This window comes from Paraburkholderia sp. J11-2 (assembly GCF_905220185.1).
In the GTDB taxonomy this organism is placed as follows: domain Bacteria; phylum Pseudomonadota; class Gammaproteobacteria; order Burkholderiales; family Burkholderiaceae; genus Paraburkholderia.
Genome location: NZ_CAJMYY010000013.1, coordinates 167,713 through 192,526, shown reverse-complemented (window position 1 = coordinate 192,526; position 24,814 = coordinate 167,713). Strand labels below are relative to the sequence as shown.

The window sequence follows — 24,814 nt, the reverse complement described above, 5'->3', positions numbered from 1 at the left end:
ATATGCATGAACCTGCGAGAACACCGGCTGGCGAACTCCTGTCGAGCATCATGCTCGATCTCTTCCGGCTCAATAGCCAGCTGCTCACCTCGGGGGACCGCCTCGTCGAGGGCCTCGGGCTCACGAGCGCACGTTGGCAAATGCTGGGAGCCATCAGCGCTGCGGAGCGGCCACAGCCGGTGGCGTGGATCGCCCGCGATCTGGGAGCCAATCGGCAGAACGTGCAACGGATCGTCAACGACCTTGCCAACGACGGTCTGGTGCGCTTCGAGACAAACCCACACCATCGTCGCGCGCAGCTGGTCGTACTGACCGACGAGGGCCGCCGGGCATTCGAAGCCGCCATGCGTCTTCAGGCCCCCTGGGTCAACCGCCTGGCCGAGGGCGTGACGGTCAGCGAGATCAAGGCCGCGCATCGCGTCTTGATGAAACTTCAGGTGAATCTCGACGACATGGACGCAGCCGCTGACACGGATTGATCGCCCGGGGCCACTCGCGCACGCAATGTGCTACCTGCATGGGATCGTTCCCAGGCGGGCGCCGGGACATCGATGGATCCATCCGCCAGGCGAGGCCCACGCATGTCGACAATTGCCCTCATAGCCGTGACCGTCGCGGTGACGCTCATCGTCATCCTGGTCATCGCGAACCTCACGAGCGGCGAGAAGAAGATCGAGCACAAGATCGAACGGCTCTACGCCAGCGACAGTCCGCAGTTCATCCGCTCGATGGGGCTGCTGCTCGGACCACCTGTCCTGGGAGGCAATCGCTTCGAGGCGCTCGTGAACGGCGACGCAATCTTTCCGTCGATGCTGGAGGCCATGCGCTCGGCGCAGCACACCATCACCTTCGAGACCTTCATTTACTGGTCCGGGGCGATCGGCGAGGACATCGCGAGCGCGCTGGCCGACAAGGCGCGTGCAGGTCTTGCCGTGCATGTGCTGCTCGACTGGGTTGGCTCCTCGAAGATGGACGAGCGCTACCAGCAAATGCTGCGCGAGGCCGGCGTCCAGCTCGTGCTGTATCACAAGCCGCACTGGACCGGTCTTGGCCGCATGAACGACCGCACGCACCGCAAGCTGCTCGTGATCGACGGGCGCATCGGCTTTACGGGCGGCGTGGGGATCGCCGACGAATGGACCGGCCGCGCGCAAGATGAAAAACACTGGCGCGATACGCACTTTCGCGTGGAAGGTCCGGCGGTCGGGCAGATGCAGGCCGTCTTCATGGACAACTGGGTCAAGTCCACGGGCAATGTGCTGCACGGCCCGCAATATTTTCCGGCGATCGACGCCGCGGGCAATGGCCTCGCGCACATGTTCAGCAGTTCGCCTTCGGGCGGCAGCGACGACATGGAGCTGATGTACCTCATGGCGATCACCGCCGCGACGCGAACCATCCACTTGTCGACGGCGTACTTCGTGCCGGACAAACTCACGATCAACGCCATTGTCGAAGCGGCGAAGCGCGGCGTGACGGTGCGCATCATCACGCCCGGCAAGCACATCGACACCCACACGGTGCGCGAGGCGTCGCGCGCATGCTGGGGCGATCTGCTCGCGGCGGGCGTTCAGATGTACGAGTATCAGCCGACGATGTTCCACTGCAAGCTGATCGTCGTCGACGACTATCTGGTGTCGGTCGGCTCGACCAACTTCGACAGCCGCTCGTTCAAGCTCAACGACGAAGCCAATCTCAACATCTATGACCGCGATTTCGCACGCCAGCAGACCGCCATTTTCGATGCCGACGCTGCGCTCGCGAAGCGCATCACACTGGACGACTGGCGCCGCCGGCCGCTGCGCGAAAAGCTGCTGGAGCACGTGGCCGCCCTGCTCGATTCGCAACTGTGATCCGCGTTGACGATGCCTCGCCCGCCTGCACGGGCGCCGCGGGCCATTCGACAACGAAGCGAAGATCGCCGACAATCGGTGCCCTACATCCGGCAGTCAATAGAACAGTCAGAAAAAAGGGGACCGCAACCCATGCTGCACATCGAGGATCTGGCCACGCCGCCGGAGGGATTTCTGCGCGACGAGCCGGAGGGGGCGGCGTTTTACGAGGCCTTTCAGACGGCCCGGCTGGACGACTTCAGCTTCGGCTATTTCGCCGTGTACCGGGACAGCACGCTCGTGACCGTGGCGCCCTACTTCGTGATGAATTTCCGGCTCAATACGCTGCTTCCCAGCGGCTGGCTGAAGAACAGCTTGAGCTGGATCCGCTTCAAGCTCGCCTGCATCGGGCATCCGACCGTGGACGCCGGCCGTATTCAGGGTGAAGTCTCGCAGGAAACGCTCGCTGCCATCAGCACGGCGCTTGCGCAGAAAGGGAGCCTGCTCGCTTACAAAGGTTTCGCCGAGGATTTGCCGCTGCGCGGCTTCGTGGCGGCAAAAGGCCTGCCTGTGCCGGTGCTGTCGATCGGCCCGGACTACTACCAGGCCATGAAGAGCGACCGCAGAAACCTGCTCAAACGCAAGCTGAAGAAAGCGGCCGCACTGCGCTATGAAGAATGCGCGGGGCTGCCCGATCATCTCGTCGCCAAAGTGCATGCGCTGTATCTGAACACCTGGCAAAAGGCCGAGTTGAAGTTCGAGAAGCTCACGCCGGAGTATTTCGCCAACACCCGCAGCTTGAGCCATTATCTGCTGTACTTTCTGGGCGACGAACTGATTGGCTTCACCCAGTTGATCGGCAAGGGACGGCACCTCGTCAACCGCTATATCGGGCTCGACTACGCAAAGAGCCACGAATACGGCCTGTACTTCGCCATGTTCATCCGCACGGTCGAATTCGGCATTCGCGAAGGCTTCGAGGAGATCGAACTGGGCGCCACGTCCTATGAGTTCAAACGCATTCTGGGCGCGCGCCAGATTCCCACTTGGAATCACTACCGGCACAACAATACGCTGGTCAACTGGCTGCTCGGCAAACTGCGCGGCGTGCTGGAACCGTCGGAGTCCGAACTGCGTTAGTGCGCTGGGAACATGGGCGCGGTGCGCCCCAATGCCAGCAACACGCGTTACAGGCGATAATGTGCCGAACGCAATCGATTGAGAAACGGAGTAAGGATGAGCAAGCAAGGCTTCACCACTGGCATCGTTCACGGCGACAGGATCGCGGGCACCGAGCACGGCGGCGTGCGCCAGCCGATTCATACGTCCGTGCAATACGGTTTCGAGCGCGTCGAGGACCTGATCGGCGTGTTCCAGGGCACGAAGAAAGGCGGCTTCAACTACGCGCGGCAAGGCACCCCCACGACCGCCGCGCTCGAGCGCAAGATCACGAGCCTCGAAGGCGGCACCGGCACGGTCTGCTTCAGCACCGGCATGGCCGCGATCACGGCAACCTTCCTCACGCTGCTGCGCGCGGGCGATCATCTCGTGTCGAGCCGTTACGTGTTCGGCAACACCAACAGCCTGTTCGGCACATTGCGCACGCTCGGCGTGGAAGTCACGACCGTCGACGCCTGTGAGGCCGAGAACGTGAAGAACGCCATCCGCCCGAATACGCGCATGGTGTTCGTCGAAACCATCGCGAATCCGGGCACGCAGATTCCCGACCTGCAAGGCATCGGCGAGCTGTGCCGCGAGCGCGGCATCGCCTACGTCGTCGACAACACCATTACCTCGCCCGCCTTGTTCCAGCCGAAGGCGGTTGGCGCGAGCCTCGTCATCAACTCGCTGACCAAGACCATCGCGGGCCATGGCGCCGCACTCGGCGGCGCGGTGACGGACACGGGCCTGTTCGACTGGAGCGCGTACCCGAACATCGCCGACGACTATCGTCGTTCGCCGGCGAAAGATCAGGGGCTCTTGCAGATCCGCAAGAAAGGCCTGCGCGACATGGGTGCTTCCTTGTCTTCGGAGCAGGCGCACGCCATCGCGATGGGCGCGGAAACGCTCGCCCTGCGCGTGAAGCAAAGCAGCGACAACGCGCTCGCGCTCGCGCAGTTTCTCGAAGGCCACGCGGCCATTGGCAAGGTCTTTTATCCGGGCCTCAAGAGCCATCCGCAATACGAGGTCGCACAGGCGCTGTTCAAGGGCGCATCATGGCTGCTCTCGTTCGAATTGCTCAACGCGGAGCGCATGATCGACGTCGTCAACGCGCTCGAGCTGCCGATCAAGGCGACCGGCCTCGGCGACACGCGCACGCTCATCATTCCCGTTGCGCCGACAATCTTTTTCGAAGCCGGCGCAGAAACGCGCAAGGCAATGGGCATTTCCGACGGCATGCTGCGCCTTTCGGCCGGCATCGAAGATATCGACGACCTGATCGCGGACTTCTCGCAAGCGCTCAAGCTGGCGGCCTGACGCCTCGCGGGTCGTTTACTTGAAAAGGGCCAGCACGCGCTGGCCCTTTTCATTTATCGCGCTTACGGATTGAAGCGTTTCGCCTCTTCGCGCCAGTAGTGCTGCTGCTTCCAGCCAAGCAGCCGCTTGAGCTTCTCGTTGCTGAGCAGCGTTTCGAACTCGCCGAGCGGCTTCTTGACCGGCACGCCCGGATAGTAGCGATCCAGCAGGGTCTGGGTCGGCAAGTCGGACGACACGTCGTCCGCCGCGACGTTCATGATCTGGAAGCCGAGCCCGTCCGTTTCGATGGCCAGCCTGCACGCGTTGGCGAGATCTCGCCCGTCGATATAGCTCCACGCAATGCGCTTGCGCAGCGCCGGGTCCTTCAGCCACGTGGAGAACTTCGCATAGTCCTCGGGGTCGAGCACGTTGCCAATGCGAAAGCAGTAAATGTCCGACCCGGTGCGCGCCTGGAATGCCTTCGCGGTCACTTCGTTGACCACTTTCGAGGTCGCGTAGCTGTCCATCGGATCCACCGGGTAGTCCTCGTCGAGCGGAAAGTACGCGGGATCGCGATGGCGGTGGGCGAACACCACGCCGTAAGTCGTCTCGCTCGAAGCCACGATCACCTTGCGAACCCCGAGCTTCGCAGCGGCATCCAGGATGTTGTAGGTCCCCATCACATTGATGCGGTAGACCTCGTTATCGGTCGTCAACATGATGCGGGGGATCGCCGCAAAGTGAACGATCGCGTCGATCGGCTGCGGCTCCAGGTCGTCGGCGAATTCCACCGGCGCCGTGGTCGACGCGATCGCATTGAACACCTGGCCCGCGTCCGTAATGTCCGTGATCAGCGTGCGCGCGGTGCGCTTTGGCATGGGCACGCGGTCCAGATTCAACACTTCGTAGCCGTGCGCCACCAGGTTCTCGACCACCCATTTTCCGGCAAGGCCGCTGCCGCCGGTCACTATGACTCGCTTTGCCATCTGTCTCTCTCCAGTTCGTCGCTCGATGCCAGCCCCTGCGAATCGGCACGTTACCGCAAACATTGCCCGGCTGTAACGATCGCCCCTGCCTTTCCAGCCGGGTGGAATGTCCTCGCGCTGCGCAGTCAATTTGCGCGGTCCACGCCTGACGAACCCTCCAAAAAATGATCGATTCAATCAAATTCAGGGTTTTCCCTCGGTTGAAACGATCGATTCGGTCAAATAAGATGACTCAATCGATCAAACCAAGGGCGTCCAACCGCTGAAATCCGCCCCGCTTTGATCGAATCAATCAAATAACCCACCCAGCCGGAGACAAAAAACGATGAGAAGGACCACCGCCATGCTTGGCTTGCTGGGCGCCGCGATCGGCGCACATGCGCAAAGCAGCGTCACCCTCTACGGTTTGATCGACACGTCGCTCGTGTACACGAACAACCAGAAGGGGTCGGCGAACTACCAGATGTCGAGCGGTGTCTTGTCCGGCAGCCGCTGGGGCCTCAAAGGCTCCGAGGATCTGGGTGGCGGGTACGCAGCCATCTTCCAGCTCGAAAACGGCTTCAGCAGCACCACGGGCACGCTGGGCCAGAACGGCCGCATGTTCGGCCGCGCAGCCTGGGTGGGCGCATCCACGCCGGTCGGCAGCGTCACGCTCGGCCGCCAGAACGAGCCTTCCGCCGATCTTGTCGGCCCGCTCGTCGTCGCGAACCAGTGGGCGGGCGGCATTGGCGCGCATCCGGGCGACACCGACAACCTGTACGTGAATTCGCGCGTGAGCAACAGCATCAAGTTCCTGAGCCAGAGCTATCACGGCTTGCGCGGCGGCGCGCTGTTCAGCTTCGGCGGCACGCCGGGCGCCTTCAACAACAACCGCATCTGGAGCCTCGTGGCGGGCTACACGCAGGGGCCGCTCGCGCTGGCCGCGTCGTACATCAACACCTCGCGCCCCAACACGGCGCTGTGGGACGGCACGGCCGGCGCCGCACCCATTTCGCCGAACAATTCGCCGATCTTCTCGGGCTACACGTCGGCACGCACGCAACAGGTCGCTTCGGTGGCGGGCAATTACACGTTCGGCAACGCGAAGGTCGGTCTCGCGTACTCGAACTCGCGTTTCGAGGACCTCGGCTCGGGCGCGGCGGCGGCGCCGATTGCGGCCTACCATGGGGCAACGGCGGTGTTCGACAATGCTGAAGTGAGCTTCAGCTATCAGTTCACGCCTGCGCTCTTGATGGGCGTAGCGTACGAATATACGAACAGCCACGGCGCCGGCGACGCGCACTACAACCAGGCCAATATCGGCGGCGACTATCTGCTTTCCAAGCGCACCGATATTTACCTGACCGCTGCCTACCAGCGCGCAAGCGGCACCGACTCGACAGGCAAGGCCGCCGTGGCCGCGCTCTGGCCGATCACGGCTTCGAGCAACTCGCATCAGATCGTCGCGGCACTGGGGCTGCGGCACCGGTTCTAGCAGGCAAACGAGCCAGCAAACAATGGCGGCGCGCCCCATCGCGCCGCGATGGCTGGAGGGCAGCGAGGCGTTGCTCTCCGGCGAAGTGGAGAACGAACATGGCAGTGAACTTCCGGGGCATCATCCCCGCCCTCATCACCCCGATGACCGCCGACGAGGAAGTCGACGAAGCCGGCCTGCGCACCCTCGTCGAGCGCCTGATCGGCGCAGGCGTGCACGCGCTGTTCGTGCTCGGCACCAATGGCGAATTCATCGCGCTTTCCGAGGCGGAAAAGCTGCGCATCGCGCGCATCGCCGTGGATCAGGCGCGCTCGCGCGTGCCGGTGATCGCGGGCACCGGCGCCTATGCCACGCGCGACGTGATCGAACTGAACAGCAAGATGCAGGACACGGGCGTCGACGCCGTCTCCGTCATCACGCCGTACTTCAACGGTGCTTCGCAGCCCGAACTGTTCACGCACTACGAGCGCATCGCGCGCGCCACCCCGCTGCCGGTGATGCTCTACACGATTCCGGCCAAGGCGGGCGTGACGCTCACCATCGACACCGTGCGCCGTCTGGCCGAAATTCCGAACATTCGCGGCATCAAGGACAGCGGCGGCGACTTCGACCGCCTGCTGCAGCTCATCAACCTGCGCCGCGACGATTTCGCCGTATTTACCGGCACCGATTCGATGATTCTCTGGTCGCTGATCGCGGGCGGCGATGGCGCCGTTGCCGCCACGACGAATGCGGTGCCGAGCGTCGTGATGTCGATCTGGAATCACTTCCAGGCGGGTGACATCGAGGCGGCCCGCCGCGCCCAGGAATCGCTGCGCGCGCTGCGCGACGCCTTCGCGCTCGGCACGATGCCGGTCGTGCTCAAGACCGCGGCCGCCATGCTCGGCATGCCCGCCGGCCCGGCGCGCTCGCCCGCGCAGCCGCTCGATGCCGCCACGCGCGAACGCCTCGCGAAGGCGCTCGAAATCTACCCGCGTGTTGCCTGAAGCCACGTCGACAACCAAACGAACGCCCATCCGCAAGATCGAAATTGAGACTCACGATATGAACCCCGCTTACCACTTCCAGACCGTCAAGCACGTCGTGCACGGCGCCAACAGCCTCGACCAGTTGCCCGAAAAGCTCGCGCTGCTCGACCGCCCGGTTCGCCGCATTGCGTTCATTACGCAACCGGTGATGGAGGAAAACGGCGTCGCGGCGCGCGTCGTGGCGGCGCTCGAAGCGAAGGACATCGAAGTATTGATCGTGCGCGACGTGCAGCCCGAGCCGACCATCGAGAACGTGGAGACGGTGTTTCGCGGCCAGATCGAGCCGTTCGCGCCCGATGCGGTGCTCTCGGTTGGCGGCGGTAGCGTGCTCGACGCCGCGAAGCTCTTCGCCGTGCGCCTCACCAACGCGCAGCCGCTGCGCGAATGGCTCGGCATCGATCTGATCAAGACGCCGGGCGTGCCGCTCATTCTCGTGCCGACCACGGCCGGCACCGGCTCCGAGGTCACGCCCAACGCCATCGTCACGCTGCCCGACGAGGAGCTGAAAGTGGGTATCGTGAGCCGACATTTGCTGCCGCAGCTCGTGATACTCGACGCCACGCTGACGCTCGACCTGCCGAAGCCCATTACGGCCGCCACGGGCATGGACGCGTTCATTCACGCGCTCGAATCGTATATCTCGACCAAGGCCAATCCCATCAGCGACATGTTCGCGATGGAGTCCATGCGCCTGATTGGCGCGAACCTGCTCGAATCCTATGAGAACGGCCACTCGCTGAAGGCGCGCGAAGCCATGCTGCTCGGCTCGATGTACGGCGGCCTCGCGCTCACCGCGGCCGGCACGGCCGCCGTGCACGCCCTCGCCTACCCGCTCGGCGGCATGTTCAACATCACGCACGGCGTGGCCAACTCGATGCTGCTGCCCCACGTGATGGCGTTCAATCTCGACGCGATCGTCGGCCGCCTCGCCACGGTCGCGCACGCGCTCGGCATCGCGCAGCACGACGACAGCGATCAGGCAGCCGCCGACAAATTCCTCGAGCGCCTGCGCGAATGGACCGCGGCGCTCGCGATTCCGCAGGATCTGCGCCAGTTCGGCGTGTCGGAAACGCATCTCGATGCGCTCGCCGTTGCAGCCGCGAAGGTCAAGCGCCTTCTCGGCAACAACCCCAAGGCGCTGAGCCTCGACGATATCAAGGCAATCTACAGCCGTCTGCTGCCATGAACGCGCCCACTACCCGCAACGTGCGCCTGCTGATTCTCGGAGACGATCTCTCCGGCACGGCGGACTGCGCCGTGAAGAGCACGCATCGCGGCCTCTCCAGCGTGGTGTGCCTGAACGCTTCAGCGGCGCAGGACCGCACAGCGGGTCCCGACGTGCTCGCGATCGACACCGACACGCGTCGCGCCTCTCCCGCCGATGCCGCGAGCGCGAATGCGCAGGCATGGCGCACGCACGCTGCCGGCCGGCGGCTGTACAAGAAGATCGATTCGACGCTGCGAGGCAACGTCGCCGCCGAAGTGGCCGCGCTCGCGGCGCACGCGGGCATGGCGATCGTCGCGCCCGCGCTGCCCGAGGCGGGCCGCACGACGCAGAACGGCTGCCTTCTCGTGAACGGCACGCCCGTCGAAGCGACGGAAGTCTGGCGCAACGAAAGTCTCGGCGGCACGGGCCATCTGCCTTCGATGCTCGCGGGCGCTGGTCTGCGGGTCGAGCATATCGGCCTGCAAGCCGTGCGCGCAGGCGCGGCGCCGTTGCGCGCGCGCCTCGAAGCCCTGCGCGCCTCGAAGTGCCAGGCCGTGGTCTGCGACAGCGAAACGGACGCCGATCTCGCCATGCTTGCCGAAGCGTCCGCCACGCTCGACGGCGTGTTCTGGGTCGGCTCGGCGGGACTCGCGCAAACGCTGATCGCAACGCTCACAAACGAAAGCGTGCAGCACAGTGCAGCAACGTCCACGCCTGCCGTTGCTCACGCAACGATCTCGCAACACCCGCGCGGCGTGCTGACCGTGGTGGGCAGCATGTCAAGTGTCTCGCACGAGCAGGTCGCCACGCTGCGCGCCCATGCGGGCGACGCCGTCGACGTATTCGAAGTCGACGTCGTGGCGCTGCTCGACCCGGTGAGCCCCGAGTCGCTCACGCTGGGCACCCGCGTTGCGAACACGCTCATGCGCGGGCGCCACGCGGTGGTGGCCTTGAGCCAAACCGAGCGCGTATTGATTGGCGATGGCGAACTGCTCGCCCGCCAGCTCGCGGAAAGCCTCGCCCCCGCCGCCGCCCACGCAGCCGCACTGATCGCCACGGGCGGCGAAACGGCGCGCGCGCTGCTCGCGGCCATGGGTGTGGCCACGCTGCGGGTGATCGAAGAAGTCGAAAACGGCGTGCCGCTCATGGCCGCCACCGAGGCGTCGCGCGTGTTGCCCGTCGTCACCAAGGCGGGCGGCTTCGGGCGTCCCGACACCCTTTATCGTGCATGGCAGCGGCTCGCCGCCATGACGCAAGCGCACGCGAAGGCGCCGCGCCAATCCAGCAAAGAGGAAGCCATGAACTATCGTCCCGTAATCGGCATCACGATGGGCGATGCCGCCGGCGTGGGCCCGGAAATCATCATGAAGAGCCTCGCGCACCAGTCGGTGTACGACGGCTGCCGCCCGCTCGTGATCGGCGACGCCAAACGGCTCGTCGATGCCGGACGGCGCGCGGGCGTCACGCTAGAAGTGCGCTCGATCAAGGCCCCCGCCGAAGCCCGCTTCCAGCTCGGCGTGGTCGACTGCATCGACCTCGGCCTGATTCCCGAATCGATGCCCTACGGCCAGCTTTCCGCCGTTGCCGGCGACGCCGCGTACCAGTACATCGCGCACACGGTCGAACTGACTTCGGCGGGCGAGCTCGACGCGATCTGCACCGCGCCGCTGAACAAGGAAGCGCTCCACGCGGGCGGCCACATCTTCCCCGGCCACACGGAAATGCTCGCGCACCTCACGGGCATTCCCGAAGTCTCGATGATGCTCGTGGCGCCGAAGTTGCGCGTGATTCACGTGACGACGCATATCGGCCTGCTCGATGCGATTCGCAAGATCGAGCCGGGCCTCGTGCAGCGCACGATCGAACGCGCACACGAAACGCTCATGCGCGCGGGCATCGAGCAACCGCGTATCGGCGTGTGCGGCATCAATCCGCATGCGGGCGAAAACGGCCTGTTCGGCTATGGCGAGGAAGAGGAAAAGATCATGCCCGCCGTGGCCGTGCTGCGCGAGCGCGGCTGGGACGTGGAGGGCCCGCTCCCCGCCGACACCTTGTTCTTCCGTGCGGGCCGCGGCGACTTCGACGTGGTCGTGGCCATGTATCACGACCAGGGCCACGGCCCCGTAAAGGTGATGGGCCTCGAAGCGGGCGTGAACGTGACGGTGGGGCTGCCGGTGATCCGCACCTCGGTCGATCACGGCACGGCATTCGATATCGCGGGCAAGGGCATTGCGGACGAACGCAGCATGCTCGAAGCGCTAAAGCAGGCACAAGACCTCGCCACGCGCCGCGCCGTTCAAACGGCCTAGCGTCGCAACGCGCGCGCCCGCGCATGCGGGCGCATGCCGTTGAGCACACAACAATCGGAGACATCACCTATGAATCGCCTCACCGTGTGGGACACCTCCATCATCATTGCGATGGTGGTCGTGTACATCGTCGTCACGGCCTGGATCAGCATCCGGCTGCGCAGCAAGACCACCGAGCAGTTCATGGTCGCGGGCCGCTCCACGCCCGCCATCGTGATCGCCATCCTGCTGATGTCGGAGTACATCGGCGCGAAGTCGACCATCGGCACCTCACAGGAAGCCTTCAACGTGGGTCTCGCGGCCTCGTGGTCGGTGATCTCCGCTTCCATCGGCTTCGTGTTCTTCGGCCTGTTCATGGCCAAGCGTCTGTACCGCTCAGGCGAATTCACGATCTCGGGCTTCATTGCGCAGAAGTACGGCAAGACGGCGCGGCTCGTCGTCTCCGCGGTCATGATCTACGCGCTCTTCATTGTGAACGTGGGCAACTACGTGAGCGGCGCCGCCGCCATTTCCACTGTGATGCGCGTGAACCTGCCCACCGCCGCGTTCATCACCGCTGTCGTGAGCACGATCTACTTCGCCTGGGGCGGCCTGAAAAGCGTGGCCTATGTGACGATCCTGCATAGCGCGGTGAAACTCATCGGCATCGGCATTCTCGTGTGGGTCGCGCTCTCCATGACGGGCGGCGTCGCGCCGATGGTGCACGCCATGCCGGCCCAGTATTTCACCTGGAACGGCATGCTGAGCGGCGGCACGATCGGTGCATGGATCATCGGCACGGCCGGCGCGATCTTCTCCACGCAGTTCATCATTCAGGCGATCTCGGGCGCGAAGTCCGCGAACGAGGCGCGCAACGCCACGCTGATCGCAGGCGCGCTGTGCATTCCCATCGCGCTTGCGCTCGGCTTTCTCGGCGTCGCAGCGAAGTTCCTGTTCCCCAACATCAAGAGCCTCTACGCACTGCCGATCTTTCTCCAGCACATGCACCCGCTGCTCTCCGGCGTGGTCACGGTCTCGCTCGTCGCCTCGATTTTCGTGAGCGTGAGCACGGTGGCGCTCGCCATCGCCTCGCTCATCGTCAAGGACTTCTACGTACCGCGCTTTCGCCCGACGCCTGAGAAAGAACTGCGCGCCACGCGCACGATCTCCTTCGTGGTGGGCTTCCTGCCGCTCATTTTCGTGCTGTTCGTGCCGCAAATTCTCGCGCTCTCGTTCTTCACCCGCGCGCTGCGCCTCTCGGTCACCGTGGTCGCGCTGATGGGCATTTACCTGCCCTTCTTCAACAGCAACCGCGGCGCGATCAGCGCGCTCGTGGTCGCCACGATCGCCACGACGATCTGGTATCTGCTCGGCAATCCGCTTGGCATCGACAACATGTACGTCGCGCTCGTTTCGCCTGCGATCGTGATGGTCGTCGAAAAGCTGCTCACGCCCACGGCGAGCGGCAACGGCCCGCGCGTCGCACACACCGACTCGTGAAGCGCGACACGTAAAGCGCGACCTGCGAACCCCTTGCCACACCGCAACAGGAATACATCATGACGACTCCCTCCACGCTGCCCGACGCCGCGTTCACCCTGCCCGGCCGCCTGCATGCCGCCGCCGGCGACGCCGCGCGCACGGACGCCTACCTCCCCGCCGCCACGGTGCAGTGCCACGCGGCGAACCTGCTCGCGCTCGCCAACGGCGACGTGCTGTGCGCGTGGTTCGGCGGCACGCAGGAAGGCGTGCCCGACATTTCGGTCTACCTCTCGCGCCTGAACAAGGGCAGCGACCAGTGGAGCGAGCCGGTGCGCCTCTCCGACGACCCCACACGCTCCGAGCAGAACCCGGTGCTCTTTGCCGCGCCCAACGGCGACATCTGGCTGATCTACACGGCGCAGCTCTCGGGTCACCAGAACACCTCGATCGTGCGCCGGCGCGTTTCCGCCGATCAAGGCCGCACCTGGGGCCCCATCGAAACGCTGTTCGAACGCCCCGGCACCTTCGTGCGCCAGCCTATCGTGGTGGCGCGCGACGGTGCGTGGCTGTGCCCGGTGTTCCTGTGCCGCGTGCAACCCGGCGAGCGCTGGTCGGGCAACGACGACGTGAGCGTGGTGATGCGCTCGACCGACAACGGTGCGAGCTGGACCGAGCACGCGGTGCCCGCGAGCGTGGGCTGCGTGCACATGAACATCCAGCCGCTCGCTGACGGCTCGCTCCTCGCGCTCTACCGCAGCCGCTGGGCCGACCATATCTACGCAAGCCGCTCCGCCGACGGCATGGTGTGGAGCGCGCCCGAGCCGCTCGCCCTGCCGAACAACAACTCGTCGATCCAGTTCGTCGCGCTCGCCAACGGCCACCTGGGCCTCGTATTCAACGCGAGCAGCGCGGCGCAGAGCACCGGGCGGCGCGCCTCGCTCTACGACGATATCGAAGACTCGGAAGACAGCGGCGATCTCGTGACGCAAGCCGCCTCGGCGCACGGCACCGCATTCTGGGGCGCACCGCGCGCGCCGATGACGCTCGCCATCTCCATGGATGGCGGCCGCACCTGGCCCATCACGCGCAACCTGGAAACGGGCGACGGCTACTGCATGACGAACAACTCGACGGACAAGCTCAACCGCGAGTTCTCGTACCCGTCGATCGCGCAGTCGCCCGATGGCCGCCTGCATATCGCTTACACGTACTTCCGCCAGCGCATCAAGTACGTGAGCGTGGCCGAGGAATGGGCCAGCACGGCCCCCGCGGCCACGCAGCCCGCGCCCGCCGCAGCCTGACGGGTCACGGGCACACCGGGAACCGGGACCTGCGCGATGAACGCGAGGCGTCGGAAAGTGGATACAGTACGGGGTGAAGTACGCGGTAAACTGCGTGCGCGCCGTATTGTCCAAGCCGTCTGCCTCGCCGCGAAGCGGCGTCCCGAACCCAACGCCGAACACTCCATGAAAGTAGCCCGCCGCCGCGAAGCCATGCTCCAGGCCGTCCTCTCCGGCATGACCGAGGTGTCAGAGTTGTGCGAACACTTCGGCATGTCGGAGGCCACCGTGCGCCGCGATCTGCGCGCGCTCGCCGACGACCGGCTGATCCTGCGCACCTATGGCGGCGCGGCCTCGGTCGGCACGCACGCGCCCGAGGAATCGCTCGAGCAGCGCCGCCAGAGCTTCCAGGCGGAGAAAGACGCCATCGGCCACGCGGCGGCCGCTCACGTGCGCGCCGGCGACACGATCTTCCTCGACAGCGGCACGACCACTGCCGCGCTCGCACGCGCGCTCGCTCAGGCCGGCCGCCACGACATACGCGTGGTGACCAACAACCTGCTCGTCGTGCAGGCGCTCGCGGGCAGCAGTGTGCCGCTCACGCTGATTGGCGGCGAGGTGCGCGAGTCGAGCATGAGCACGCTCGGGCCGATCGCGCAGCTCGCGCTCACGCGGGTGACGGTCGACAAGGCCTTCCTCGGCGCCGATGGCGTGGTGCCCGGCCGCGGCCTGTGCGAAGCGACCGCCGACCAGGCCTACCTCAAGGAATGCCTGATGCGGCAGGCCGCGAGCCTCTTCGTGCTCGTGACCGCCGACAAGCTCAACCGCGACAGCCAGCAGCACTGGGCGCCGATTGAAAAGCCGTGGACGCTGATCACGGACGCGAGCGCTACGCATGTCGAGTTGCAGGCGTTCCGCAATCTCGCGGGGCTCACGATCGAGCCGATTGAAGTGCCCGCGGGAGCCGCGCATTGAAAGACGACAATGGACAACGCAACGAACCCAACGATTGACACGCTGGCTGGCGCCACGAACAAACGCATGGTCGTGACGGGCGCAAGCTCCGGCATCGGCTACGCCATTGCGAAGCAACTGCTCGCCCAAGGCCATGACGTGATTGGCCTGAGCCGCAGCGCCCCGGACCTCGATCATCCTCGCTTCACGTGGTGCGCCGCTGACCTCGATGATACCGCCGCGATTGCCGGACTCGCGCAACAGCTGGGCACGGTTGACGGCCTTGTGCACGCAGCGGGCTTCATGAAAACGGCGCGCCTTGGCGAACTCGACGAAGCCAGTGGCGAAGCGATGTGGCGCTTGCACGTGGCCGCCGCCTCGGCGCTTGCCAACGCGCTCGTGCCCGCCATGCGCGAAGGCGCGCGCATCGTGCTGATCGGCAGCCGCGTGTCGGCGGGCGCCGCCGGGCGCAGCCAGTACGCGGCCGTCAAGGCCGCCATGGTCGGCATGGCGCGTTCTTGGGCCATCGAGCTTGCGCCGCGCGGCATCACCGTCAACGTGGTGTCGCCTGCCGCGACCGCCACGCCCATGCTGAGCGACCCGCAGCGCACGTCGAGCGCGCCGGTCATGCCGCCTATCGGGCGCTACGTGAGCGTGGAGGAAGTGGCCTCGATGGTCGCGTATCTGCTGGGCCCGCAGGCCGGCGCGATCACGGGGCAACAGATCATGATCTGCGGGGGCAGTTCGCTGTAGCGTGCGAGGCGCGTCATACGCCTTTAGGGGGACTCACTCGGCCCCGGGCGCAGCCACCGCATCGTGCTGATTGAAGCGCTCCGCCAGAAACTCGATGAACGCGCGCGCACGCGCCGATTGGTTCCGCTTGTTCGGGTAATAGACGAACAAATCGGCAAGCGGCTGCACGAACTCAGGCAGCACGACGCGCAAACGCCCACTCTCCAGATACTTCGCCAGGTCCCACTCGGAGCGCAGCAGAATGCCGTGACCGTCGAGCGCCCAGCCGAGCACGATGTCGCCGTCGTTGCTCGACAGCATGCCGTGCACCTTTACGGAATGCACCTCGCCGCCGCGCTCCAGCCGCCATATGCCATAAGCGCTGTCGTTCTGGCGGTGCACGATGCACTGATGACTGGCGAGATCCGCAAGCGTGGCAGGCGTGCCCTGCCGCTCCAGATAGCGCGGCGAGGCGCACAGCAGGCGGCGGTTCGTCATGATGCGCCGCGCAATGAGCCGCTTGTCGGGCAGCTCCCCAAAACGGATCGCGAGATCCACGCCGCTTTCGACGAGATCGATCGGCCGGTCGGTGACGTCGAGCTGCACCTCGACATGTGGATGGCGCCGCGCGAACTCCGAAACGAGCGGCGCAATCGTCGTGCGCCCGAAGCCGAGTGTCGCGTTCACGCGCAGCAAGCCGCGCGTCACGGAACGGCTCGACGACACCACGTCTTCCATTTCCTTCACTTCGGCAAGAATGCGCGCCGCGTAGTGCAGAAAGGTCTCGCCTTCGGCGGTCAGGCTCACGCTGCGCGTCGTCCGGTTGACGAGCCGCACGCCCAGGCGCGCCTCGAGCTGCGCGAGCCGTTTGGTCGCCGCCGGCGGCGTGATGTCCATGTCCCGCGCCACGCTCGAAAGGCTTCCGTAACGCCCGAGCAGGACGAAAAACTCCAGATACGAGGTCAGGTCATTCTTCACCGCAGGTTAATAAAGATGTGAAAACAAGTGAATCATAGTACCGATCCGGGCGCATAACCTAGCGTCTCCAACAGCCAGCCAACCACCAGCGCTGGCCGTGCCACCAGGAGACACCCGTGAGAATCGTTGAAATCCGCGAAAAAACCGTGCCGATCAGTTCCTCGATCCGCAACGCCTATATCGACTTCAGCAAGATGACGCTGAGCCTCGTCGCCGTGGTCACCGACGTGATCCGCGACGGCAAGCCTGTCGTCGGCTATGGCTTCAACTCGAATGGCCGCTACGGCCAGGGCACGCTGATGCGCGAGCGCTTCATCCCGCGCCTGCTCGAAGCCGATCCCGTCTCGCTCGTGAACGACGCGGGCGACAACCTCGACCCGCACAAGATCTGGGCCACGATGTTCACCAACGAAAAGCCAGGCGGCCACGGCGAGCGGTCGGTGGCGATCGGCACGATCGACATGGCGGTGTGGGACGCCGTGGCGAAGATCGAAGGCAAGCCGCTCTTTCAGCTGCTCGCCGACCGTTACGGCAACGGGCAGCCGAACCGCAAGATCTTCGTGTACGCGGCGGGCGGCTACTACTACCCGGGCCAGGACCACAACAAGCTCAAAGACGAAATGCGCAGCTATATCGACCGCGGCTACACGGTCGTGAAGAAGAAGATTGGCGGCGCATCGCTCGACGAGGACCTGCGCCGCATCGACTCGATCCTGAGCGTGCTCGGCGACGGCCAGAAGCTTGCCGTCGACGCCAATGGCCGCTTCGATCTGGACACCGCGATCCAGTACGCCAAAGCGCTCTCGCAATATGACCTGTTCTGGTACGAAGAACCGGGCGACCCGCTCGATTTCGAATTGCAGGCCACGCTGCGCAACTACTACGACAAGCCGATGGCGACCGGCGAGGATCTGTTCTCGATGCAGGACGCGCGCAACCTGATCCGCTACGGCGGCATGCGTCCCGACCGCGACTGGCTGCAGTTCGACTGCGCGCTCAGCTACGGCCTCGTCGAATATCTGCGCACGCTGGAGATGCTGCATCAACACGGGTGGTCCGCGAGCCGCTGCATTCCGCACGGCGGCCATCAGATGTCGCTCAACATCGCGGCGGGTCTCGGGCTTGGCGGCAACGAGTCGTACCCCGACCTGTTCCAGCCGTATGGCGGCTTCCCCGATGGCGTGAAGGTCGACAACGGCTATATCACGATGCCCGACCTGCCTGGCATCGGCTTCGAGGGCAAGGCCGATCTGTTTGAGCAGATGCAAAAGCTCGCACCGTGACGCTCGCGCGAAGCGCAACGAAGTAAAGGGAAAAGCGCGACCGGAAACACAACCGCTGCACGCATGGCGGTTGGCGGTCGCCTGGATTCACCTGGATGGCGCCATGCTCAGGAGACAGACATGCGGCCCTCGACACTCAAAAAGTACCTTTCGAAGCTCTACGTACAGGTTTTGATCGGCATTGTGGCCGGCATTCTCGTCGGCCACTTCTACCCGGATATCGGCGCCGATCTCAAGCCGCTCGGCGATCTCTTCATCAAGCTGATCCGCATGGCGCTCGCGCCGATCATCTTCGCCTCGGTCGTCGTGGGCATTGCCCGCATGAACGACCTGCACGAAGCGGGGCGCGTAGGCGTGAAGGCGCTGCTCTACTTCGAAGTGGCATCGACCATCGCGCTTTTGGTGGGCCTCGTTGTCGTGAACGTGATCAAGCCAGGCAGCGGCATGAACATCGATCCGGCGCACCTGGACAGTTCGGCTATCGCCGGCTACGCACACGCCGCTCACGATCACACGGCGATCGGGTTTCTCATGAGCATCGTGCCGAACAGCATTGTCGGCGCGTTTGCGAATGGCGAAATTCTGCCCATCATCTTTTTCTCCGTGCTGTTCGCCATCGCCCTGGCGAAGCTTGGTCCGCGCACTGCACCGCTCGTCGATATGCTCGACATGTTTTTGCAGGGCATGTTCGGTGTCGTGCGTATCGTCATGTATGTCGCGCCCGTGGGCGCTTTTGGCGGCATGGCGTTCACCGTCGCGAAGTACGGGCTCGGCACACTGGCGTCATTTGGCGAGTTGATGCTGTGCCTGTATGTGACGTCGATCTTTTTCGTCGTGGTCGTGCTCGGGCTCGTCATGCGCGTTTGCGGCTTTTCGCTGTGGAAGTATCTGCGCTATATCCGCGACGAAATCCTGATCACGTTCGGCACGGCGTCGACCGAGGCCGTGCTGCCGCAGATGCTGGTCAAGATGGAGCACCTGGGCTGCTCGCGGCCGGTTGTCGGCATGGTGCTGCCGACCGGCTACACGTTCAACGCGGACGGCACGGCGATCTATCTCACGATGGCGGCGCTCTTTGTCGCGCAGGCGATGAATATTCATCTCACGGTGCTCGATCAGATTGTTGTGCTGAGCGTTTTGCTGCTGACTTCGAAGGGGTCGGCTGGCGTCGCGGGCGCGGGGTTCGTGGCGCTTGCGGCTACGCTCGCTTCGATGCACAAGATTCCGGTTTCGGGGCTCGTGCTGCTGCTTGGCGTGGATCGCTTTTTGAATGAAGCCCGTGCGGTGACGAATCTGATCGGCAACGGGGTGGCGACTATTGTGGTTGCCCGGTGGGAAGGGGCGATTGATGTCGATCGCGCGCGAGCAGTTTTGAATGGCGCGGTTGACTTCGAGTCTGGGGAGCGTGCTGTCGATCTGGGTTTGCAGGGGCGTGAGACTGTTGCTGGCGCGCGGAGTGGTTAGTTTAAGGTGGCTAGTAGAAGAAAACCTTCTGTGCGTTGAGGGCTTTGGCCTTTCCTTGTGTTCGTGGCGGTATGCCAGCGTTGCCCCTGTGCGGGGCGGCACCTACTTTTCTTTGCAGCGGCAAAGAAAAGTAGGCAAAAGAAAGCCGCTCAAACCGCTAATGCCTGCCACAGTTCATCTCGCGCCACGACAGGTGAATGGCTCCGGAGCGTCTGCCACCTCGCACCATTCCCGTTAGTGACAAGGGGCTCATCCGTTCCCGCTGCTCGCTACGCGCGCAGCGGCCGGGTCTGCAAGGGAAACCAAGGGTACGAGTCAGCTTTGCGGGAATGCACGCGCCCCGACGGTTCCTGGTTATGCCCTTCGGGGCGCGCAGCGCCACCGGAAGGATGAGCGCCTTGTCACTCAGTTCGGTGGTGCGAGGTGACAGACGCTCCGGAGCCATTCACCTGGGGTGGTGCGAGGCGAACTGTGGCAGGCGCTGGCGGTTTGAGCGGCTTTCTTTTGCCTACTTTTCTTTGCCGCTGCAAAGAAAAGTAGGTGCCGCCCCGCACAGGGGCAACGCTGGCATACCGACGCGAACACAAGGAAAGGCCAAAGCACCCAGCCCCACACCCCCTCCTCGCCCCCACCTTCGATTAAAGAAACGCCCCCACAGCGCCGTTAAGCATGCCAGCCCGTGCTCGTCCGACCGGCGCCCCAACCGTTGTCAGAGAATCGAAGAAAAAGATGCAAAACAGAATAGCCCGCCTGCTCGCCGGCACTTCCGTCACATCCGTTGCGCTATTGTCCGGTTGCACACAATTCGTACCGGTCAAGGATATGGCCAACGACAAGCCCGGCTATCTCGCGGCGCACTTTGGCGTGGACTCGTTGCCCACGAGCGTTCGCGACAAAATGCCCGCGGCGGGTACGCACACGTTGCCCTTCAAGGTCTTGACGGTGCTTGGCAAGGTATCGGGCCACTTTGGCACAGCGGGAATCGAGCGAGACTTCAAAACCGTGCTGATCAACGCGCAAGATACGGGCATGATCCAGCAGGTGTATGAAAGCTCGGCGAATGGTATTCCCGCAGCCGCAACGTTCAGCCTCTCTTACCTCAACATTTTCAGCCTGAAAGAAGAAACGGCGAACTACGCGCAGACGGCAGCGTTCATTCCTTTCGTCGCGCACGACGCCGACAACGGCGAGTTTGCTTTCAACGCGCCGCAAGAGGATAAAACCTATACGACAACGTTCAAGTACGGCACGACGGTCCAGATCGTCAACTTCCGCGCGCTCACGTGGACCTGTCATTCGAGCCGCTACTATCCGGCTTCGCAGTTCAACACTGCGCTGACCGGCAAAGCGATCGACCTGGACTGCGAACAGACGAAAGATGGCATCGTCCAGAACAAGACGCGTCGAACGTATCTGACTGAATATGGCATCGGTCTGACCCGCTCGGTCGCAACAACCGCCGGAAAACTGGACTGGTCGTATAGCGGCTTCGAGAAGGACGGCCAACAGACGGTCATGCCGCACGGTCAGCCGGCCGTCGAAAAGCCGATTTGAAGCACACACCGTGACGGGGTGCGCGTCGGCGCCGCCCCTCTGTCACACAGCACCTTTGCCCGAAACGAGCAAGTCGGCAATCGCACCCGAGAGCGGCAATCCCGGGTGCTTTTCCAGCCAGAAGAACTCGCCGACCGGGTTGACTTCCAGAAAACAGTGGCGCCCGTCTGGGGTGAAGATGAAATCCGCGGCGCCGTAGTTGAGGCCCAGCGCATGCATCAGTTTCAGCAGCGCATTCTCGACCTCGGGCGGCAAGCGGTACGACTCCCACGCTTCAATTAGTCCAATGCCGTCGCGACGCCAGTCGACGCTCGTTTTCTCAGACCGTTGGGAATCGATCGAGGCCGTGAACACCCGGTTTCCCACAATCGTGGCCCTGAGTTCCAGCGCCTTGGGCACTTGCTCCTGAAAGATGGCCGGGCAATAACGAAGATCATCGAGATGCTCGAGGTCTTTGTCATGAATCGTGCTGGTGAAGACTACTTTCTGTTCGCCCTGTTCGTAAATGGCAAACGAAGACAGCGTCTTCATGATCATCCCCTGCTTGCATTCGCGTGCGAACCCACGCACGGCTTCTGGCACATTGGTGATCAAGGTGCGCGGAACGGTGAGCCCCACTTCTCTCGCAATCTTGAGCTGAAGCTGCTTGTTTTCCGCGCGGCGCAAACGGTGCACGGGATCGAGATGAAACGCATCGAGACTGGCGATCATGCCGTGCAGCGTGGCGCGCGATTGTTCGATCGCCGCCCGCCTGAGCTGCAAGTCCATCGCTTCAGGGATGCACCGCCCGATAGCGATCCGCCGGTACCACACGGCAGACACCGTATCCAGGTCCAACTCATCGTCCTCACACGCAATCATGTGCCGCTCTTTTTCGCCGCTATATTCGCTGCAATGCCGAATCTCGGTCGGGAAGCGGTCGGTATTGAACCGGTAAGGCACGCCGCCCTGTGCCGCAACAGCATTCATGACGAGCGCAATACTCTCATTGTCGTTGCTGTGGGTGACGATCAGTACCACGGGCCGTGGGTGGCGCTCGGACATGATTGCGCTCCTTGACTGAAGGCGTGCGGCGGGATGGCGCCTCGCCGCACGCTCGACTACGGACCTGGCGTTGCCGCCCGGCAATGAACAGGAATGCTAAATAGGTGCACTTTCGCCGTCCGAGGGATACGCCATCGTCGTCACCGGCGATGACGGTGTGCCGGGCATCGGTCCCATCGGTCCCATCGGTCCCATAGGAGCCATAGGCCACCCCATGTGCCGCAGCATGCCCAATAGATCGGGCAATTCGCCAACCGGCACGCCTTCCTGGTCGGACGGCGCCGCCATCGTCACGACCGCACCGCCGCGTATGGCCTGCATCTCAGCCGATGTGAGATTTCTGGAGAACTGCCCTTCCAGGAAATACGAGAAAAACGGTACGGGTTCCTGAGTTTCAATTTTGACGTTAGACATGATGCTTACCTCGCTGGAAGTGTGGGCCATTGGGAACCAATATGGCGGCATAGGCCGCCGCCACTTCCTGCAACCACCGTGCCAGCGAAGCCCGTGGCTCGCTGCGGCGCGTAGCGGCCCGAAGTGGCGGAGAATCGGTGGGGACACAAAACCGGAACCGTTGGCGCGAAGCCAACGTGAGGGGGCGAAAAGATGGCAATGCGCCAACAGCCCGCTAAACTACCGGCGCAGAGGCGATGCAAACGCTGGCGAGGTCACGTCGCAATCAAATTGGCAAACTACTGGAGGAGCAAATAAATGACGCTTTCGAAGAGAGAATTCGGCCGTACCGGCTGGAAGGTGTCCGAAATCGGTTTTGGGGCATGGGCAATCGGCGGCTCGTGGGGCAGCGTTGCCGAAGACGACGCGAGGGCCGCGCTGAACGCCGCGCTCGATAGCGGCGTCACGTTCATCGACACGGCCGACGTCTACGGCGACGGCCGCTCGGAGCGCATCATCCGCGACGTGCTGCGCGAGCGCGGCGGCGAGCGTCCCATCGTGGCCACCAAGCTCGGGCGCCGGCTCGATCCGCATGTGACCAGCGGCTATCTGAACAAACGCGAACTCGAAGGCTTCATCGACCGGAGCCTCTCGAACCTGGGCGTCGACACGCTCGACCTCGTGCAACTGCACTGCCCGCCGACCGAAGTCTATTACCGCCCCGAGGTGTTCGCCGCAATGGACGACTTTGTCGCCGCCGGCAAAATCCGCTTCTACGGCGTTTCGGTCGAAAAGGTGGAAGAAGCGCTGAAGGCGATCGAGTATCCCAACGTGGTTTCGGTGCAGATCATTTACAACATGTTCCGCCAGCGTCCTGCCGACCTGTTTTTCCGGGAAGCGCACAAGAAGAGCGTTGCGGTCATCGCGCGCGTGCCGTTGGCGAGCGGCATGCTCACCGGCAAGCTGTCCGCGGACTCTGTTTTCGCGCCGGACGACCACCGTGCGTTCAATCGTCATGGCGAGGCATTCGATGTGGGCGAAACGTTCTCGGGCGTGCCGTATGACGTCGCCTTGAAAGCGGTCGACGAACTGCGCGGCCTGGTTCCGGTGAACGCCTCCATGGCCCAGCTCGCGCTGCGCTGGATACTCATGGAAGATGCCGTCTCGGTCATCATTCCGGGCAGCAAGAACGCGGCCCAGGCGGCGTCGAATGCCGCGGCGGCGAACCTCGCACCGCTGTCCGATGCCGCCATGCAACGCGCGCGGGACGTTTATGAACGCCTTATCGCGCCGCACGTCCACCAGCGCTGGTAAAGACGCTTGCGGTCGATGCCACCGCAGTTTCGGCGCACGCTGACTCCAGTTTGCGCCGCTTTGCCCCGATTGTTCGGCTGATCCCGCCAGTCAATTCGCGCCCGGCCGCTTTATCGCGGCGGCGCGTATCTTTACATTTGTGCTTGTCGCCGGCCGATTGCTTCGTGCAAGCCAGACGCCGGTTCCTCTAGATGGTGCAACTTACGGTGCGGAGAACATGATGAGCAAACTTGCAGGCAAGGTCGCGGTTGTCACGGGTGCGTCGAAAGGCATCGGCGCCGCTATTGCCAAGGCCCTCGCGGCCGAAGGCGCTTCGGTGGTCGTGAACTACGCGAGCAGCAAGGCGGGCGCGGATACGGTCGTCGCCGCGATTACGGCGGCCGGAGGCCGGGCGGTTGCCGTTGGCGGCGACGTCTCGAAGGCGGCGGACGCGCAAGGCATCATCGGCGCGGCCGTCGAAACCTATGGCCGGCTCGACATCCTCGTCAACAACTCAGGCGTCTACGAGTTCGCGCCGATCGAAGAGTTCACGGAGGCGCAATACCGCAGGCAGTTCGACACGAACGTGCTCGGCGTGCTGCTCACCACGCAGGCGGCCGTGAAGCATCTGGGCGAAGGCGCGAGCATCATCAACGTGAGTTCGGTCGTCACGACGCTCACGCCGCCGACCACGGCTGTCTATAGCGGCACAAAGGGCGCCGTCGACGCAATCACCGGCGTGCTCGCACGCGAACTGGGACCGCGCAAGATCCGCGTGAATGCGATCAATCCCGGCGTGATCGAGACCGAAGGCGCCCATACGGCAGGCGTCATCGGCTCGGAGTTCGAAAGCCTTGCGGTCAGCCAGACGCCGCTCGGGCGCGTGGGGCAGCCCGACGATATCGCCACGGCCGTGGTGTTCCTCGCATCGGACGATGCCAAGTGGTTGACGGGCGAACATATCGTCGCCAGCGGGGGCATGCGCTAAGGCGCTTTGGTGGGACTGGCAGGCGGTAAAAATCGCGTGCGTGGTAATCTCCCGAAAATCGGTCGTACCGCTCTCGCTGCGGCACGACCGGCAACAC

The 24,814-nt window shown here is 64.0% G+C and carries 21 protein-coding genes; 17 read left to right on the top strand and 4 right to left on the bottom strand.

The window, feature by feature from the left end; translation table 11 throughout:
- Positions 1–50: 50 nt before the first annotated feature.
- From U5A57_RS19830 to U5A57_RS19815, 4 genes are all read left to right on the top strand, one after another.
- Entirely contained in the window at positions 51–479 is a 429-nt protein-coding gene (locus tag U5A57_RS19830) for a MarR family winged helix-turn-helix transcriptional regulator (RefSeq protein WP_321913365.1), read from the top strand.
- A 102-nt stretch (positions 480–581) separates the two neighbouring features.
- Positions 582–1,853 carry a cardiolipin synthase gene (gene cls, locus U5A57_RS19825; RefSeq protein WP_321913364.1) on the top strand — a complete coding sequence of 424 codons (1,272 nt, stop codon included), beginning with the start codon at positions 582–584 and terminating at the stop codon, positions 1,851–1,853.
- 132 nt (positions 1,854–1,985) lie between these two features.
- Entirely contained in the window at positions 1,986–2,972 is a 987-nt protein-coding gene (locus U5A57_RS19820; RefSeq protein ID WP_321913363.1) for a GNAT family N-acetyltransferase, read from the top strand.
- A gap of 96 nt (positions 2,973–3,068) precedes the next feature.
- Entirely contained in the window at positions 3,069–4,310 is a 1,242-nt protein-coding gene (locus U5A57_RS19815; RefSeq protein ID WP_321913362.1) for a cystathionine gamma-synthase family protein, read from the top strand.
- 62 nt (positions 4,311–4,372) lie between these two features.
- Here U5A57_RS19815 and U5A57_RS19810 read toward each other — a convergent pair whose 3' ends face one another.
- Positions 4,373–5,275 carry an NAD(P)-dependent oxidoreductase gene (locus U5A57_RS19810; protein ID WP_321913361.1) on the bottom strand — a complete coding sequence of 301 codons (903 nt, stop codon included), beginning with the start codon at positions 5,273–5,275 and terminating at the stop codon, positions 4,373–4,375.
- A gap of 325 nt (positions 5,276–5,600) precedes the next feature.
- Between U5A57_RS19810 and U5A57_RS19805 the strand changes: the two genes are divergently transcribed.
- From U5A57_RS19805 to U5A57_RS19770, 8 genes are all read left to right on the top strand, one after another.
- A complete protein-coding gene (locus U5A57_RS19805; RefSeq protein WP_321913360.1) occupies positions 5,601–6,749 on the top strand; it encodes a porin in 1,149 nt (382 codons plus the stop codon).
- 98 nt (positions 6,750–6,847) lie between these two features.
- Positions 6,848–7,735: a 4-hydroxy-tetrahydrodipicolinate synthase gene (gene dapA / locus U5A57_RS19800; RefSeq protein WP_321913359.1), complete on the top strand. Its 888-nt coding sequence runs from the start codon at positions 6,848–6,850 to the stop codon at positions 7,733–7,735.
- 58 nt (positions 7,736–7,793) lie between these two features.
- Complete coding sequence (locus U5A57_RS19795; protein ID WP_321913358.1) at positions 7,794–8,963, top strand: iron-containing alcohol dehydrogenase; 1,170 nt, start codon at positions 7,794–7,796, stop codon at positions 8,961–8,963.
- The gene (gene pdxA, locus U5A57_RS19790; RefSeq protein ID WP_321913357.1) at positions 8,960–11,293 is read left to right on the top strand and encodes a 4-hydroxythreonine-4-phosphate dehydrogenase PdxA; all 2,334 of its coding nucleotides are present in this window, start codon (positions 8,960–8,962) and stop codon (positions 11,291–11,293) included. Before U5A57_RS19795 ends, pdxA begins: the two co-directional genes overlap by 4 nt.
- 69 nt (positions 11,294–11,362) lie before the next feature.
- A complete protein-coding gene (locus U5A57_RS19785; RefSeq protein WP_321913356.1) occupies positions 11,363–12,772 on the top strand; it encodes a sodium:solute symporter family protein in 1,410 nt (469 codons plus the stop codon).
- A gap of 59 nt (positions 12,773–12,831) precedes the next feature.
- Positions 12,832–14,055 (top strand): sialidase family protein, encoded by a 1,224-nt coding sequence (locus U5A57_RS19780; RefSeq protein WP_321913355.1) that lies wholly within the window; start codon positions 12,832–12,834, stop codon positions 14,053–14,055.
- Between the two features lie 165 nt (positions 14,056–14,220).
- On the top strand, positions 14,221–15,009 hold the full coding sequence (locus U5A57_RS19775; protein ID WP_321913354.1) for a DeoR/GlpR family DNA-binding transcription regulator: 789 nt from the start codon (positions 14,221–14,223) through the stop codon (positions 15,007–15,009).
- 9 nt (positions 15,010–15,018) lie between these two features.
- The gene (locus tag U5A57_RS19770; protein ID WP_321913353.1) at positions 15,019–15,741 is read left to right on the top strand and encodes an SDR family oxidoreductase; all 723 of its coding nucleotides are present in this window, start codon (positions 15,019–15,021) and stop codon (positions 15,739–15,741) included.
- A 33-nt stretch (positions 15,742–15,774) separates the two neighbouring features.
- On the opposite strand, the gene U5A57_RS19765 is transcribed toward U5A57_RS19770, so the two are convergent.
- Entirely contained in the window at positions 15,775–16,698 is a 924-nt protein-coding gene (locus tag U5A57_RS19765) for a LysR substrate-binding domain-containing protein (protein ID WP_321913352.1), read from the bottom strand.
- 116 nt (positions 16,699–16,814) lie between these two features.
- Between U5A57_RS19765 and U5A57_RS19760 the strand changes: the two genes are divergently transcribed.
- The 3 genes from U5A57_RS19760 (at position 16,815) to U5A57_RS19750 (ending at position 20,999) form a co-directional block, all read left to right on the top strand.
- Complete coding sequence (locus U5A57_RS19760) at positions 16,815–17,981, top strand: mandelate racemase/muconate lactonizing enzyme family protein (RefSeq protein WP_321913351.1); 1,167 nt, start codon at positions 16,815–16,817, stop codon at positions 17,979–17,981.
- Between the two features lie 120 nt (positions 17,982–18,101).
- The gene (gene dctA / locus U5A57_RS19755) at positions 18,102–19,445 is read left to right on the top strand and encodes a C4-dicarboxylate transporter DctA (protein ID WP_321913350.1); all 1,344 of its coding nucleotides are present in this window, start codon (positions 18,102–18,104) and stop codon (positions 19,443–19,445) included.
- A gap of 729 nt (positions 19,446–20,174) precedes the next feature.
- The gene (locus U5A57_RS19750) at positions 20,175–20,999 is read left to right on the top strand and encodes a hypothetical protein (RefSeq protein WP_321913349.1); all 825 of its coding nucleotides are present in this window, start codon (positions 20,175–20,177) and stop codon (positions 20,997–20,999) included.
- Positions 21,000–21,041: 42 nt separating this feature from the next.
- Here U5A57_RS19750 and U5A57_RS19745 read toward each other — a convergent pair whose 3' ends face one another.
- Positions 21,042–22,043, bottom strand: coding sequence for an MvdC/MvdD family ATP grasp protein (locus U5A57_RS19745; protein WP_321913348.1), 1,002 nt, complete (start codon positions 22,041–22,043; stop codon positions 21,042–21,044).
- Between the two features lie 96 nt (positions 22,044–22,139).
- Positions 22,140–22,457 carry a microviridin/marinostatin family tricyclic proteinase inhibitor gene (locus U5A57_RS19740; RefSeq protein ID WP_321913347.1) on the bottom strand — a complete coding sequence of 106 codons (318 nt, stop codon included), beginning with the start codon at positions 22,455–22,457 and terminating at the stop codon, positions 22,140–22,142.
- A gap of 297 nt (positions 22,458–22,754) precedes the next feature.
- Between U5A57_RS19740 and U5A57_RS19735 the strand changes: the two genes are divergently transcribed.
- Positions 22,755–23,750, top strand: a complete 996-nt coding sequence (locus U5A57_RS19735; RefSeq protein WP_321913346.1) for an aldo/keto reductase — start codon at positions 22,755–22,757, stop codon at positions 23,748–23,750.
- Positions 23,751–23,970: 220 nt separating this feature from the next.
- Complete coding sequence (locus U5A57_RS19730; protein ID WP_321913345.1) at positions 23,971–24,717, top strand: glucose 1-dehydrogenase; 747 nt, start codon at positions 23,971–23,973, stop codon at positions 24,715–24,717.
- Positions 24,718–24,814 lie beyond the last annotated feature (97 nt).